This window comes from Streptomyces sp. NA04227 (assembly GCF_013364195.1).
Lineage (GTDB): Bacteria > Actinomycetota > Actinomycetes > Streptomycetales > Streptomycetaceae > Streptomyces.
Window position 1 is genome coordinate 2,384,518 of record NZ_CP054918.1, and the last position, 14,413, is coordinate 2,398,930.

General features: G+C 73.7%; 10 protein-coding genes, 1 tRNA gene and 2 pseudogenes. 10 read left to right on the top strand and 3 right to left on the bottom strand.

What is annotated here, in order from left to right:
* Window positions 1-356 precede the first annotated feature (356 nt).
* From HUT18_RS09945 to HUT18_RS09980, 7 genes are all read left to right on the top strand, one after another.
* Complete coding sequence (locus HUT18_RS09945; protein WP_176099676.1) at window positions 357-1,736, top strand: hypothetical protein; 1,380 nt, start codon at window positions 357-359, stop codon at window positions 1,734-1,736.
* A 415-nt stretch (window positions 1,737-2,151) separates the two neighbouring features.
* A complete protein-coding gene (locus HUT18_RS09950) occupies window positions 2,152-3,123 on the top strand; it encodes a phosphatase PAP2 family protein (protein ID WP_176099678.1) in 972 nt (323 codons plus the stop codon).
* Window positions 3,113-4,324 (top strand): hypothetical protein, encoded by a 1,212-nt coding sequence (locus HUT18_RS09955; RefSeq protein ID WP_254878964.1) that lies wholly within the window; start codon window positions 3,113-3,115, stop codon window positions 4,322-4,324. The genes HUT18_RS09950 and HUT18_RS09955 overlap by 11 nt, the downstream gene beginning before the upstream one ends.
* Window positions 4,321-6,192, top strand: a complete 1,872-nt coding sequence (locus HUT18_RS09960; RefSeq protein ID WP_254878510.1) for a hypothetical protein — start codon at window positions 4,321-4,323, stop codon at window positions 6,190-6,192. The genes HUT18_RS09955 and HUT18_RS09960 overlap by 4 nt, the downstream gene beginning before the upstream one ends.
* Window positions 6,189-7,664, top strand: a complete 1,476-nt coding sequence (locus HUT18_RS09970; RefSeq protein WP_254878511.1) for an AAA family ATPase — start codon at window positions 6,189-6,191, stop codon at window positions 7,662-7,664. Before HUT18_RS09960 ends, HUT18_RS09970 begins: the two co-directional genes overlap by 4 nt.
* A gap of 82 nt (window positions 7,665-7,746) precedes the next feature.
* Complete coding sequence (locus HUT18_RS09975; protein WP_176099679.1) at window positions 7,747-8,394, top strand: dihydrofolate reductase family protein; 648 nt, start codon at window positions 7,747-7,749, stop codon at window positions 8,392-8,394.
* A 183-nt stretch (window positions 8,395-8,577) separates the two neighbouring features.
* Window positions 8,578-8,928, top strand: a complete 351-nt coding sequence (locus HUT18_RS09980) for a hypothetical protein (RefSeq protein ID WP_176099681.1) — start codon at window positions 8,578-8,580, stop codon at window positions 8,926-8,928.
* Between the two features lie 127 nt (window positions 8,929-9,055).
* On the opposite strand, the gene HUT18_RS09985 is transcribed toward HUT18_RS09980, so the two are convergent.
* Complete coding sequence (locus tag HUT18_RS09985; RefSeq protein ID WP_176099683.1) at window positions 9,056-9,775, bottom strand: DUF2470 domain-containing protein; 720 nt, start codon at window positions 9,773-9,775, stop codon at window positions 9,056-9,058.
* 222 nt (window positions 9,776-9,997) lie between these two features.
* Between HUT18_RS09985 and HUT18_RS09990 the strand changes: the two genes are divergently transcribed.
* Window positions 9,998-10,768, top strand: a complete 771-nt coding sequence (locus tag HUT18_RS09990; protein WP_176099685.1) for a cyclopropane-fatty-acyl-phospholipid synthase family protein — start codon at window positions 9,998-10,000, stop codon at window positions 10,766-10,768.
* 411 nt (window positions 10,769-11,179) lie between these two features.
* Window positions 11,180-11,683 (top strand): annotated as a pseudogene (locus HUT18_RS33630) (bifunctional DNA primase/polymerase); the annotation flags it as partial.
* A gap of 212 nt (window positions 11,684-11,895) precedes the next feature.
* On the opposite strand, the pseudogene HUT18_RS33635 reads toward HUT18_RS33630, so the two are convergent.
* A pseudogene (locus tag HUT18_RS33635) lies at window positions 11,896-12,223 on the bottom strand (hypothetical protein); the annotation flags it as partial.
* A gap of 321 nt (window positions 12,224-12,544) precedes the next feature.
* Here HUT18_RS33635 and HUT18_RS10005 point away from each other — a divergent pair.
* Window positions 12,545-12,618, top strand: a tRNA-Lys gene (locus HUT18_RS10005).
* Window positions 12,619-12,674: 56 nt separating this feature from the next.
* Here HUT18_RS10005 and HUT18_RS10010 read toward each other — a convergent pair.
* Window positions 12,675-14,267, bottom strand: a complete 1,593-nt coding sequence (locus HUT18_RS10010; protein ID WP_254878512.1) for a M6 family metalloprotease domain-containing protein — start codon at window positions 14,265-14,267, stop codon at window positions 12,675-12,677.
* Window positions 14,268-14,413: the final 146 nt, after the last annotated feature.

Consider the following 14,413-nt stretch of genomic DNA (forward strand, 5'->3'; position numbering starts at 1 on the left):
GCGTTCCCGATGCACTGGCGTCCATCCCGGCCTCGAACACGGAAAATCCTCCTCGCGCCCCCGCAGGAACGCTTCGCCCTGTCACCGCAAGGTCCAACGGCGCCGCGGGCGGACGGCTACGGCCCAACTGCGCCGTAATGGATGGCAGTTCATAGCAGAACCGGGATGGGATATCCGGTTTGTAGGCAAACCCGCTGTATCCACTCCCTCACGCACGGTACGTTCGGGCCCGCTGGACACAGGCGCGCCGTCCCGCGGCGCCTTCGCGGGGGCCGCCCACCGGCAACTCCCCCCGCACACCGGCACGAAGCACACGGGGCGCGGGACGCACGAGGCGCGCAGGAGGAGTTGCCCAGATGGCGTCGTTACCGGGTTCCGTGCCGACACCCGCACCGGGTTCGCCCCGGCCGAACCCCGTCTTCCGCGCGTTGCGCGGGCAGCGTTCGCCGGGCGAGTTCGCCGCCGCGGTCCGCCGGGCGGCCCGCGAGATCGGTGAGCGGGTGAGCTGCGACGCACGGTACGTGGGCCGGGTGGAGGCGGGCGAGATCCGCTGCCCCAACTACGCGTACGAGCGCGTGTTCCTGCACATGTTCCCCGGCCGCACCCTCGCCGACCTGGGCTTCGCGCCCCGCTCCCAGGTACGCGGACGGGCCCCGGCCCCGATGCGGCCCGAGCCTTCGACCGCGTACGGCGACACCTCCCCGTACGACCCGGACCCCGGCACGAACCCGAACCCGAACCCTGGCAGGAACCCGGACCCGGGCACGGATCCGTACCCCGACCCGGACCAAGACCCCAGCCCTCCCCCGGCCACCACCGCCGCCCCGCACCCCTCGGGCGAGCACGAGGCCCTCGCCGTGGAGGAGGCCGTGCGGCGGATCCGGCTGCTCGACGACCGGCACGGGGCCGAGGGCCTGTACCGCAGGGCGGCGGGGCCGCTGCGGGCCGCGTACGCGCTGCTGGACTCGGGGACCGCGCGCCGGTCCACGGCCGGGCCGCTGCACCCGGGTGCCGGTGAACTCGCCCTGTCCGTCGGCTGGTTGGCCCACGACTCGGACCGGCCCGAGGACGCCCGCTCGCACTACGCGGAGGCGCTGGCCACCGCGCGGCTGACCGACGACGAGCACCTGGAGGCGCACGCCTTCAGCAATATCGCCTTTCTGGCCCGGGACGCGCACCGGCCGCGCGAGGCGGTACGCGCGGCGCAGGCCGGGCAGCGGGCGGCGCACGGGCTCGGTTCGCCGCGGCTGCTCGCACTGCTCGCACTGCGCGAGGCGGGCGGCTGGGCGGGGCTCGCGGACCGGGCGGGCTGCGTGCGCTGTCTGGCGCGGGCGGAGACGCACTTCGAGCGGGGCCCGTCGCCCGCGGACCCGGAGTGGATGAGCTTCTTCGGGGCCGCCGAGTTCGAGGGGCTGCGGGCGCAGTGCTGGGCGGCGCTCGGCGACTGGCGCTCGGCGGCCCGGCACGCCCGCCGGGCGGTGGCCGCACAGGACGCCCACTTCACCCGCAACACCGCGCTGTACACCGCCGAGCTGGCCACGGACCTGGCGCGGGCCGGACATCCGGAGGAGGCGGCGGCCGAGGGCGGGCGGGTGCTCGGCCTGCTCGGCGAGGTGGAGTCGGCGCGGGTGCGCGCGCTGCTCGGACGGACCGTGCGGGTGCTGCTGCCGCTGCGCAGGAATCCGGCCGTCGGTGACTTCCTGGAACGGCACGCCGCGCAGTCGCGCACCACGTGACCGACGTGAGCTTCGCCACTTCTCCCGGGGTCCGGCACCCCTGCGCGAAACGGCCGTGACCCGCCCCACACCGCCCCCGAGCGCCCCAGCGCCCGGGTCCCACCGGGCCGAACGGCCGCCGCGGTCACGTTCCTTGCCCCACGCACGATTCGCGGCCTCGCGCGGGACTGCATACGGTAACTCCCCGTACACCTGAGGCGGGTGGAACAAATGGGGCGGAAGCTGGCAGGATTGCCCACTTGTGGCTGGTGACCGGAACTCCCCGCAAGCAACCGGGGGGCTCAGCGCTGCGTCTGTGAGGACCGGGGCATTCTCCGGCTCGGTGCACGAAGGCCCTAAAAGGGGGTCTCGGAACAGGCCCTAAAGTGGGGCGACCGGTCCGCGGGCCGCAGTAGCCGAAGAGGAGGGCGATCGCATGCCGCACAGCGACGCGGCGGACGCCGGGCAGTCGGGGAAGTCCCGGTTGCGCTGGTGGACCGAACTGCCGCTGCTTGTGTTGGTGTACGCCTTCTATACGGCAGGCCGCCTGCTCGCCAGAGGCGACGAGTCCACCGCGGTCGAGCACGGCCTGGCCATCCTGGACCTGGAGAAGGCCCTCCGCATCAACGCGGAGCACCCGCTCAACCGCCTGTTCCGCAACGAGATCTGGATCGGTGTTCCGGCGGACTTCTGGTACGCCTCGCTGCACTACGTGGTGACCCCGGCGCTCCTGGTGTGGGTCTTCCGCCGCCGCAAGGAGTACTACCGCTGGGCCCGCACCTGGCTCATGTCCTCCACCGTGATCGGCTTGATCGGCTTCACGCTCATGCCGACCTGTCCGCCGCGCCTGCTCGACAAGAAGTACGGCTTCCTGGACACCATGGCGCAGTACTCGGACTACGGCTGGTGGGGCGGCGAGGCGAGCGCGCCGCGCGGTATGAGCGGGATGACCAACCAGTTCGCGGCGATGCCGAGTCTGCATGTCGGCTGGGCCCTGTGGTGCGGAGTGATCCTCTGGTACCTCGGCCGCGGACGGCTCTCGAAGGCCGCCGCGGTGGTCTACGCGCTGGGCACCACGATCGTCGTGATGGGCACCGCCAACCACTACTTCCTGGACGCCGTGGCCGGCGCCGCCACCATGGGCCTCGGTCTGCTGGTGACGCGTCCGGTGCTGCGGCTCGCGCAGAAGGTGCGCGTCCGCGTACAGGAGCGCTTCGCACCCGCGACGGTCACCGCGCCCGTGGCAGCGCCGAGTTCGGCGATTGTCGGTGCCAAGTGCCAGACTTCGGCGGGTGAGCGAATTCCCGGACAGCGCCAGGAGGCGCAGCAGCCCACTGCCGGTCCCGCGGACCGGGGAGCGGACAGCGAAGAGGCCGCAGGGGAGAGCGCTCCGGCCGCTGCTCGCTGAGCTGCGCGGTCCGGCGCTGGCGCCCCGGCCGCTGGACGCCCGCGCGCTCGCAGCACTCGCCGCCAACCCCGGCTGCCGCCGCCGCGTCCTGCTCGACGGCGCGGGCGTGGACAAGGCCGCCCTCGCCACCGCCCTCGGCTCCCCGTCCGCCTTCGGACAGTCGCAGTTCGCACTGGTACGGGGCAACGCCTTCGAGGCCAAGGTCAAGGCGGACGGCGGCGCCGAGCTGCTGCGCCTGGTCCACGCGCGGATCGCCCCCGGTACGGAAGCCCCGGCGCCGGACACGATCCGTACTCCCGACCTGTCCGCCGCGGGCCCCGAGGGCCGCACCGCCCGTACGGCGCTCGCGCTGCGCGAGGCGGTGACGGCGGGCGCCGAGGACGGCGCCTGGACGCTGCTCGACCATCCGCTGCTCGCCCTGGACGTCGCCGGTTCGCCCGCCTATCTGGAACCGGACGCGGTCGTGGTGCGCCCCGACGGGCGCTGGACCGTGGTGGAGATCAAGTCCTTCCCGATGATCGACGGTTCCTCCGACCCGGCCAAGGTGGGCGCCGCCGCACGGCAGGCCGCCGTCTACGTGCTCGCCCTCCAGGACGTCGCCCGCCGCCTGCCGCCCGCGCCCGACGAGAACAGCGGCGATCACGGCCACGAACCGGACCGCGGCCCGGTCGACGAGCAGGTGCTGCTCGTCTGCCCGAAGGACTTCTCCAACCTCCCGGCCGCCGCCGCGGTGGACATCCGCAGGCAGCTCGCGGTCACCCGGCGCCAGCTCGCCCGGCTGACCCGTATCGAGGAGATCGCCGCCGCCCTGCCCGAGGGCATCAGCTTCGACCCGGGCCGCCCCGAGTCCGAGCTGCACGCGGCGGTCGCGGCGGTGCCCGCCTCGTACGCGCCCGAGTGCCTGGCCGCCTGCGAGCTGGCCTTCCACTGCCGGGCCCGCTCCCGCGCCGAGGGCGAGGTGACCACCTTGGGCCGCTCGGTCCGCGCCGAACTGGGGTCCCTGTCCACGGTGACCGAAGTGCTCGCGGTGGCCGAGGGTGAGCAGGGCAGTACGGACGATCCGACGGTCGCGGCCCTGCGCCGGGCACGCGCGCTGCGCGCACAGGCGCTGGCCGCCGCGCACGCGCACGCCCCCGCGCCGGACGCGCCGCCGTCACCGTCCACGGCCACTTCGGATACTGAGGAGGGGAGCCGCGCATGAGCCTCATCGGCGACCTCGCCCGACTCGAAGCGGTGCGCGAGGGCCGGGCCCAGCCCGCCGCGACGGTCCTGCACCGGCATCTCTCGGACCGCCCGCTGGTCCTCGTACCGCTGACCACGGCGGGCGAGACGGGCGCCCCGCTCGGCGCCCTCGTGGGCACCGACCGCGCGGCACCGCGGCTGCTCCTGGTGCCCCAGCCGCGCGACCGCGACCTGCGCTTCCAGTTCCTGTCCCACCTCGCGGACCTCGTTCTGCCCTACGTCGAGGAGTACGCGCGCCACGCGGAAGTTCCCGAAACCAGTCGGGGCAAGGCGCGGAAGGCGCAGCCGGACTCCCCCGAAGCCGAGGAGCCCGAGCCCGAACTGTGCACCGACGCCCCGCAGTTGATCGTGCCGAGCCGTTCGGGCATCGAACTCCTGCGGCTGCTGGGACGCTCCATGCGCTTTCGCCGGACCGCCGAACAGGACCCGGAGAACGCCTACCCTGCGCCGCCGCACGTCCCGCTGCTCGGCCGCTGGCTCACCCACTTCGCGGAGCGCTCCCGGGTCCCCGGCTCCAGCCTGCTGCTCGCCATGACGGACCTGCTCTCGCGGCACTGGGCCACCGGCCAGAGCAGCCTGGAGGACCAGCATCTCGGCGCGCTGCTCGCGTGGATCGAGGCGGGCGCGCCGGGCGGTAGGGGCACTGCGGGTGACGGCGCCGAGGCCGCGCTGTACGCCGAGCTCGCCCGTGATGCCCACGGCCAGTTGCGCTGCCCGCCCGCGGGTCCGGCCACCGACCCGGCCTTCGACAACCGGCTGCTCGCCCCGGCGATCGAGCGGTACGACCGGGCCCGCGCCGCCCATGCCGCGGCCGAGGACGGCTCCGCCGCCGATGCCGCACTGGGTCAACTCACCGCCGCGGAACGGGAGATCGGCGAGCTGGTGCATTCGGTGACCGCGCCCACCTGGGAGGCCGTCTGGCGCGGCATCGACCTGGTGCGCGCCCTTCCGGCGGCCGCCCACACGGAGCAGCGCTGGGAACGCGACCGCTGGTCCTTCACCGCCCACCGCGACCGGGTCACCGCGGGCGAACCCCCGCAGCCGCGCCGCGACGACGCGGTCACCGCCGCCCGCAAACTGGCCACCCGCGAACGCGAACAGGCCCGCCTCGAAGCCCAGGAGGCCCTGGACGACCCGCTGGCGATGGCGGTCCGCCGCCTGTCCGGCGAAGCCTTCGCGGGCGAGGTCACCGAGGTCACCATGGCCTGGTCGGACGGCAAACGCCCGAGCCCCCGCCCCCTGGTCACGGTCCGCACCGAGGACACCCCGCACCTCGACGCGGGGACGAAGGTCTACCGCGCGCTCGGGGGCAAACAGCAGTCGGCGGAGTTCGTGGGGTACGTACGGCTGGAGGAGTCCGGCGGCGGGGACATGGACCGGGGCATGCCCGAGAACGAGGGCGGGGATGGGGACGGGGACGGTGACAGGGACGGCGCGCAGGAGGGAACCGCACCGTCCGTCACTTCCGCTGTGCCCCAACAAGTCCGGCAAAACGGCGAGTTGGACACCTCACCGAGCGGGAGCGGGCCGGAAGCCGGAACGGAAACCGAGCCGGACAGCAACCCGGAATCCAGGACGGCGGCCACCGGAACGATCGGCGAGACGCTGCTCGTCCTGCGGATCACCGACCGGATGGGCCGGGGCAAGGAGCCGGAGCCCGGCTCGGTGCCCGACAAGGGCGACGAGGTCTGCTTCACCCTGTTCGCGCACGAACAGCGCGGCGGCGGAAAGCTCCCCGAACCGGAGGACACCCCGTGGACCCACGGCGGCCCACCCGGTGAACTCACCGAGGAACCGGACCGGTTGACCCCGGAGGACCTGCTGTGAGCGAGTCGAGGCAGCCGGAGACGGCCGTACCCACGCGCATGACCGAGCCCACGAACGCCCCCGCGCTCACGGGCGCGGGAGCGAGTGCGGGCACGAGCACGGGCACGGGCACGGGCACGGGCACGCGACCAGGACAGGAGGAGCCCGCCCGCTCCCCCGGCGAGGCCGCCGACCGCGCCACCGCGCGCATCCTGGCCGAGACCCTGCACGGGCAGGCGCGCGGAGTGGTCGTCGACTCGCCGCCCGGCGCCGGGAAGTCGACCCTGGTGGTGCGCGCGGCACGCGAACTCGCCGCCGCCGGGCGCCCGTTGATGGTCATCGCGCAGACCAACGCCCAGGTGGACGACCTGGTGCTCCGGCTCGCCGCCAAGGACCCGGAACTCGGCGTCGGACGGCTGCACAGCAGCGACCCGGACCCGTACGACAAGGCGCTCGACGCGCTGCCCGCGGTGCGTACCTCGGCCAAGGCGGCGGACCTGACGGGTCTGGACGTGGTGATCTCGACCGCCGCCAAATGGGCGCACGTTCAGGGGGTGGAGCCCTGGGGTCACGCGATCGTGGACGAGGCGTACCAGATGCGTTCGGACGCGCTGCTCGCGGTGGCGGGGCTGTTCGAGCGGGCGCTGTTCGTGGGCGACCCGGGGCAGTTGGACCCGTTCGCGGTGGTGGGCTCGGAGCAGTGGGCGGGTCTTTCGTACGACCCGTCGGCGAGTGCGGTGTCCACCCTGCTCGCGCACAATCCGGATCTGCCGCAGCTCAGACTGCCGGTCTCCTGGCGGCTGCCCGCCTCGGCGGCGCCGCTGGTCTCCCGCGCCTTCTATCCGTACACGCCGTTCACCAGCGGCACCGGTCCGGCGGACCGCGGTCTCGACTTCCGTGTGCCCGGGGACGGTTCGGGCCCGGACCGGGTGCTCGACGAAGCCGCCGCGACGGGCTGGGGACTGCTGGAACTGCCGCCCGCGCACACGCCGCGCACCGATCCGGAGGCGGTACGCGCGGTGGCCCTGGTGGTCGCGCGGCTGCTAGCCCGCGAGGGGCTCGCGCACTCGGAGTCGTCGGCGCAGCCGGTACCGGTGACGGCGGCGCGTGTCGCGGTCGGCACCGCGCACCGCGACCAGGCGGCGGCGGTACGCGCGGCGCTGGCCGAACTCGGCGTCGACGGCGTCACGGTGGACACCGCCAACCGCCTCCAGGGCCGCGAGTACGACGTGACCGTGGTGCTGCACCCGCTCTCCGGCCGCCCCGACGCCACCGCCTTCCACCTGGAGACCGGCCGCCTGTGCGTGCTCGCCTCCCGCCACCGCCACGCCTGCGTCGTGGTCGGCCGCGCCGGTGTCCCCGAACTCCTCGACGCCCACCCGTCGACGGAGCCGGTCCAGCTCGGTGTGACGGTCAAGTTCCCGGACGGCTGGGAGGCGATGATGTCCACGTGGGACCACTGGTCCGAACATCGGGTGGCTTGGCGGCCCTGACCCACCCGCACCCGGCGGGCGACCGATGAGTTTCTCCCGCCCCGGCAGTCTCACCTCTACCGACCAACACAGGAGGAAACACGTGACGCAGCTGCTGCGGGTCCAGAACTTCAGCGTCTCGGGGGACGGGTTCGGCGCCGGTGAGGGCCAGTGCCTGGAGCGGCCGTTCGGCGACGCGGATCCCGGTGCCATGTTCTCCTGGGCCGGTGCCACGGCGAGCTGGCCCAACCGCACCGACCCCGGTGGGAGCCGCGGTCTGGACGACTACTTCACGCGGGACTTCACCAACAACATCGGCGCGGAGATCATGGGCCGCAACAAGTTCAGCCCGCAGCGCGGCCCCTGGGAGAACCACGACTGGCTCGGCTGGTGGGGCGACGAACCCCCGTTCCACACCCCGGTGTTCGTCATGACCCACCACCCGCGTCCCTCGTTCACGCTGTCCGACACCACGTTCCACTTCGTCGACGCCGACCCGGCCACGGTCCTGGCCCAGGCAAAGGAGGCGGCGCGGGGCAAGGACGTCCGGCTCGGCGGCGGGGCCACCGTCATCCGGGAGTTCCTCGACGCCGACCTCGTCGACACCCTGCACGTGGCGGTCTCGCCGGATGTGGAGATCGGCTCCGGGGCGCGGCTGTGGGAATCCCCCGACGAGCTGCGCGACCGGTTCCACCTGGAGGTCGTGCCCAGCCCGAGCGGCGTGACGCACCACCTGTTCTGGCGCAAGTGAGCCAAGGGCGCGTACTGGGGACGGACGGGCCCCTTCCGTAGCACCCGACAGGCCCCCTTGCGCGGCACGGGACAATGGAAGGTGGTCACCGGTACAGCGACTGTCCGCGCGGCCGAGGGTCCGGGCCCGGGCCGAACGGAAGGTACGGCGACGCAGGCCGTCCAGAACGCACAGGAGGACACGATGGCGGAGCCCGAGCGGCCCCGGACCGAGCCACGGCTGCGCCCCGCGCCGCTGCTCTTCGAGCCCACGCAGGCGGCGGGCGACCCGGAGCACTTCTTCGACCTGGAGTCGATCGAGGACCCGCGGCACCTCCTGGACCGCGCGACCGAGCTCACCCACGCCTTCCGCGCGGCGGCCGACCGCTCGATGGAGTTCCAGGCGCTGGCCGCCGCCCAGCTCGCCGATCCGCGCCGCTTCGACCGGCTGACCCCGGACGCCCTGGCACAACGCGCCGGGTGGACCGAGGACTACGCCCGCCGGATGATCGAGTTCGGGCGGGACCTGCAGCGCGGAGCCGACGCCGACATGTGAGCGGTGTCCGAGGGGACCCCCGACCCCGTCAAGTCCCGTACTCGGGAGGCTTGTTGGGCCCGAATCCGGCCGTCCGCGATCTTTCGCTCGTCTCCCGTCTCCCGTCTCCCGTGTTCCGTGTTCCGGGTCAGCGGCGCGGCGTCATCCGGTGTGGGCAGCCCGAGGCGCGGTCGAGCAGCAGGTGGAGGCGTTCCACGGCCTCGCCCGCGTGGGTGGCGGGGGCGTGGAAGAGGAGGCGGGCGTCGCAGGAGCCGCGGAGGCGTTCGAGGCGCAGCACGATTCCGTAGCGGTCCATGCGCAGGGGACGTACGCGGGTGACGCCGAGGAGTTTCCTGGCCGGGAGCAGCCGGGAGAGCAGTTCCACCGCGTCGGCGTGCGCGGCGTCCAGGTGGCCGAGCAGGTCCGCCTCGTAGCTCGCGAGCGGATCGGCCTCGGCCAGGTCGTACTCGTGCGGCTCGACGGTGTAGGGGCGGCCACGTTCCTCCAGACAGGCGCGCGCCAGGCCGAAGTTGAGCGCGCCCGCGCCGACGCCCGGGGTCAGACAGCCCGCGAGCGTGACCCGGGCCCGTACCCGGTCGCGGACGGCCGTCGGGGCGATGTCGGTGAACTCGACGACCGCGGGCAGTTCCCCGTGTGCCGCGCGTACCTCGGCCGCCAGCTGGCTGTCCGGGGGCTCGTGCAGGACGAGCCGTCCGGACCGGTCCACGGCGTGCAGCCCGACCAGGTCGAGGCGGTGGCCCTGGGTGGTGACGGCCAGCGACGTGGCCGCCGCGAGCACCGAGCGGACCCGTTCGGCGGGGGTCGGTTCCGCGTGCGTGGGTTCCGCGGGCTGGTCCACAGAAGACATGCGCTTCCCCTTCGGCGACTTCAAGTTGGCACTGCGAGCTGAGCCGCTCCGGACGAGCGGCTTTAAGTTAGGTGAGCCTAACCTTAGATACCCCGCACTCTGCTTGTGAACCCCGCCTCCGCGATCCCGCGCCGCCACCCGTACGGCACAGCGGCCTCCAGGGAGGTGGCGGCGCCCACGAATTCGGATGCGCATGTCGAACTCGCCTGCCAGGCTGCGCCGGTGAACCGACAAGAGCTCTCCACCCTCGCCCACCGCCGCCACCCCATCGCCGCACCCCTGTCCGACGATTCCGTAGACGCCCTGCTCGACGAAGCCCTGCCGCACGAGGACGCCCGCGTACTGGATCTCGGCTGCGGCGGGGCCCCGTGGCTGCTGCGCGCCCTGAGCAGTCGGCCCCGGCTGCGCGCCACCGGCGTGGACGTCTCGGCGAGCGCGCTGCGGCGCGCCCGGGAGGACGCCCACCGGCTCGGCGTACAGGACCGCCTCGACGTGCACCAGTGCGACGCCGCCGGATTCCGTGACCCCGAACCCTTCGACCTGGTGATCAGCGTCGGCGCCACACACGCCTTCGGCGGCCTGCTGCCGACCCTCGAAGCCGCGCGCACCCATCTGGCCCCGGGCGGCAGCATCCTGGTCGGCGACGGCTACTGGGAGCGCACCCCCTCCCCCGAGGCGGTCGAACTGCTCGGAGAATGCGACGACTTGGCGACCACGGTCGAGAGCGTCACGGCCGCGGGCTGGACCCCGGTCCACGCCCACCTCAGCACCCGCCGCGAACTCGACGACTACGAATGGTCCTGGACCGGCTCCCTCGCCTCCTGGGCCCTGGACCACCCCGACCACCCGGACAGCGACCAGGCCCTGCGGACGGCACATGCCCACCGCACGGAATGGCTGCGTGTCTACCGCGACTGCTTCGGGTTCGCGTGCTTCGTCCTGCGCCCGACGGGAGGCCGGGAGCCCCGGGAGGAAGGCGCCGGGGTGCAGTAATCCGCATAGGCGCAGGGGCTGTTGGGCGAGGGGTGCGCGTCCCGCGCACTCGGCACGCAGCGTGAGGGCATATGCCTGAGGCGCACGCGCAAGATACTCCGGTGCGGCAACTCCTGTCCGGCTTTCCGGCAACTCTGGGAAACCCACTGCTCACAGCGAGTACACCTGTATCGCATGAGCAGCCCTTGGCACCCCGCGACCGCGTCCCCCGCTCCCGAGTCCCGCCACCCGCTCCCCGCCCTGCCGGGACCCGCGCCACTCGGCACCGGCCGTGACCGCCACCCGCTGTTCGGCGGCGGCCTCGGCCACCTCGGCGGTTACGGCGACCCCGGCGGCCTCGGCGACTTCGACGACCCGTTCGGTGCCGGGCCCGCCTTCCCCGACGCTCCCGGCGGCGGCCTCGACGCGTACGGGGCCACCGCCGAGGGCGCCCGCTGGCTCGCCGCCGCCTCCACGCACCCGCACAGCACCCTCGCCCTGTGGCGCGAGCGGCCCGCCTCGCCGGTGGTGCTCTCCTGCGGGCAGCACTTCGACGTGGTCAACGCTCCGGCCGTGTTCGGGCGCCGGATGCTCGACCGGCTCCTGGAGGAGGGCGCCGGGTCGGGACCGGTCGCCGCCCACCGCGGCCGCGTCCTGCTCTTCGCCGCGCCCGGCACCGCCGCCCGGCTGCCCTCGCTGCTGCACTGGGAGGAATGGGGTTCGGCGGGTTCGCGCGCCGAGGTGCCGGTACTGCTCTGTCACGGCCGCGGCGACGCGGTGACCGTCCCGCCGCCGAGCGCGGCGCACGCCCCCGACGTCCCGGCCGGCGCCGGAGCCAGACCCGACTCCCGCTGGCTGGTCGCCCCCGACAGCGGATCACCCTGGCTGCCCGGGCCGGACATCCTGCTCTGGGCGGCGGTACGCGCCGCACGCGCGGGCGCCCCGCACCGCCCCTCCCGGACGGGTGGGACGAGCGGACACGAAGGGCGCCAGGTTCTCCCGGGTCAGTGGCACGATCCGTCCGGCGCCGCGCACACGACGGGCGTCCCGGGCGGCGGGGCCAGGAAGACGACCGGCCTCGTGTGAGCGCCCCGGCGTTCTGTCAGGCCCCGTTCCGTCAGTCCCGGTTCCGTCAGCCCCCGGTTCCGTCAGTCCCCCAACTCCGACTGGGACGGGGTGACCGACGGCGACGTCTCGTACGTCGCGATCAGGCGGGCGAGTTGCCGGCCCGCCGCACGCAGGGGCTCCTCGCTGCGGGTGACCTGCGCCGTGACCTCGGCACCCTTCCAGGGTGCTGACGACCGTGGTGGCCAGGTCCCGGGCGTCCTCGGCGGAGATGCCCGAACGCAGCAGCTTGTCGCGGACCAGTTGCTCCCAGCCGCGCAGCGCGGTCGCGCACACCTGCTGGATCTCGGAGTCGGTACCCAGCGTCTCCAGCGCCGCGGCGGTGACCGGGCAGCCGTCGGTCCAGCCGGCCGACAGCTTCTCCAGCCTGGTGGAGCTGATGAAGAAGCCGTGACGCGATGGAGGGCCCGACCCCGCGGCCATGCGCTGAAGACAGCCATGCACTGAGGAAGAACTCGCGGTACGAGGAGCCCGTGAAGGCGCCGCGCCCGCTCACCTCCGGCCCGTCGGCCCCGCCCCGCCCCGCCCCGCCCGGCACGGCACGGCACGGCCGACAGCGGACCCGAACGGCCCGTCACAGCCGGATCACAGCAGGCCACAGGCCCCGGGGAGGCCGCGGATTTCGATTTTTCCCCGCGCCGGAGCTGATGCTAAGGTCTACGACGTCAGCAGGCGCCGCTAGCTCAGTTGGTTAGAGCAGCTGACTCTTAATCAGCGGGTCCGGGGTTCGAGTCCCTGGCGGCGCACAGACGGTGAGAAGCCCCTCGCGAAAGCGGGGGGCTTCTCACGTGTCCGGGGGCACTCACTCCGGCCGGATGCGCACCTTCCAGTCGCCCTCCGCCGTACGCCCGTGCACCGAGATGCGCACCCGTTCGCCGGGGACCCTGAAGCTCTCGCCCGTACGCAGCGGGGCGTCGGCGAGCGGCGGATAGACCGAGTCGCCCCAGCACGCCTCCGTATCCGGATGGGTGTCGACCACCTCGACCGGGCCCTCGCCCGAGGCCGCCTCGCCGCGGACCTCGTACAGGAGCACGCCCTCGGTGCAGGTGGTGCGGTCGTTGCCGACCCGGCTGCGGGCCTCGACCGCGAGCACGCTGTCGCGCCCGGTACGGATCACCGCGAGCTTCTTCCCCGGCGCGGGCGCCGCCACCGGGGCACGCCGACCGAGGGCCGGTGCCCGTACCGGTCCCACGGTGTTGCCGCGCAGCATGCTCCGCAAGGGAGGCGAAGGCGGGGGCGCGTACGCCGGGCTGCCGCCGTGCGGCGCGGAGGGATGCGCACCACCCGGCGCGGGCGGCGCCCCGTCCGAGCGCGCCGCGACCCGCACGCCCGCCCCGAGCACCTGTCCGCCCGCGCCCGCAGGAGCGCTCACGCCCGCGCTCGTACGTGCCTCCGTGCTCGCGCCCGTGCCGACGCCGGTGGCCGCCCTCGCCGACGCTCCCGAGGCCAGCTCGGTGGCCGGATCCCGCCGCATCCGCGACCGCCGGTCGACCGGTGACTTGGACACCGCCTCCAGAGTGACGTCCTGGCCGCCCTGTACGCACACCACCTGCGGGTCCTTCAGCCAGCCGAAGCGCCATTTGTGCCAGGCGAAGAAGTCGGGGGCGAGGCCGAACTGGCTGCCCATCAGGTCCCAGTCGCCGACGAAGGTGTCCCAGTCGCCCTTGCCGTCGGAGGGGCGGTGGTAGAGGTCCGGCAGGTCGAAGACGTGGCCGGTCTCGTGGGCGAGGACGTTGCGGTCCGGGGGGTGCCGTTCGAAGACGGTCACGATACGGCGCAGGTCCGTGCCGTCGGCCCGCATCGGCTTCTCGAAGTTGACGACCTTGGTGGCGTCCGAGTCGACACCCGGAGCGTCGGGGTCAGCCACGAAGTAGACGATGTCGTACTTGGCGAAGTCGACGTGCGGATCGCTGACGGCGAGCGCGTCCCGCAGATACGCGCCGCGGCGGTCGCTCTTCCAGTCGCGCCGTACCTCGTAGTCGGTGGACGGCCGCGGCATCCGGATCCAGGAGCTGCGCGGGTGCGCGCGCAGCCGGAACTTCCCGTACGAGGCGCGTTCGAAGAAGTCGGTGGTCGAGGGGAAGTGGTCGGCGGCGAGGGTGCGCGGGGTGAGCAGTGGCCCCGAGTCCGGGAAGGACAGGAAGACCATCACGGCGTCAAGAGTGCGCCGGGGACGGGGATATGCGCCGTTCCAGCTGGAGACGCCCTCGGAGTGGTGGGCGGCCGTGCGAGTCAGACGGCACGGTCCCGGGCCGGTGTCGGCGGTGGCGGCGGGCGCGGCGACCAGCGAGGTGGCCGCGAGTGCGCTGAGCGAGGTGGCGGCGGCCGCGGCGCTGCGCAGGCGCGGCCACTCCCCGGGACGGGTGAGCCGTCGGACGAGGAGCTGACGCGGCACGGCGACCTCCGGGTGCGGGACTTGGGGCAGCGCACCCAGACTGTTGTCAGTTCATATGATTCGTCCTGTTTATCTGGCCCGGGCGAGTGAGTAGCCGCTACGCCGAACGGGGCCGGAAACGATGAGAGAGGGGCCCGGGAAAGATG

Bases quoted from the DNA above. Each gene is read 5' to 3' on its own strand.
- HUT18_RS09985 (WP_176099683.1), bottom strand. From the start codon at position 9,775: ATGTCTTCTGTGGACCAGCCCGCGGAACCCACGCACGCGGAACCGACC.
- HUT18_RS09945 (WP_176099676.1), top strand. From the start codon at position 357: ATGGCGTCGTTACCGGGTTCCGTGCCGACACCCGCACCGGGTTCGCCC.
- HUT18_RS09950 (WP_176099678.1), top strand. From the start codon at position 2,152: ATGCCGCACAGCGACGCGGCGGACGCCGGGCAGTCGGGGAAGTCCCGG.
- HUT18_RS09980 (WP_176099681.1), top strand. From the start codon at position 8,578: ATGGCGGAGCCCGAGCGGCCCCGGACCGAGCCACGGCTGCGCCCCGCG.
- HUT18_RS09960 (WP_254878510.1), top strand. From the start codon at position 4,321: ATGAGCCTCATCGGCGACCTCGCCCGACTCGAAGCGGTGCGCGAGGGC.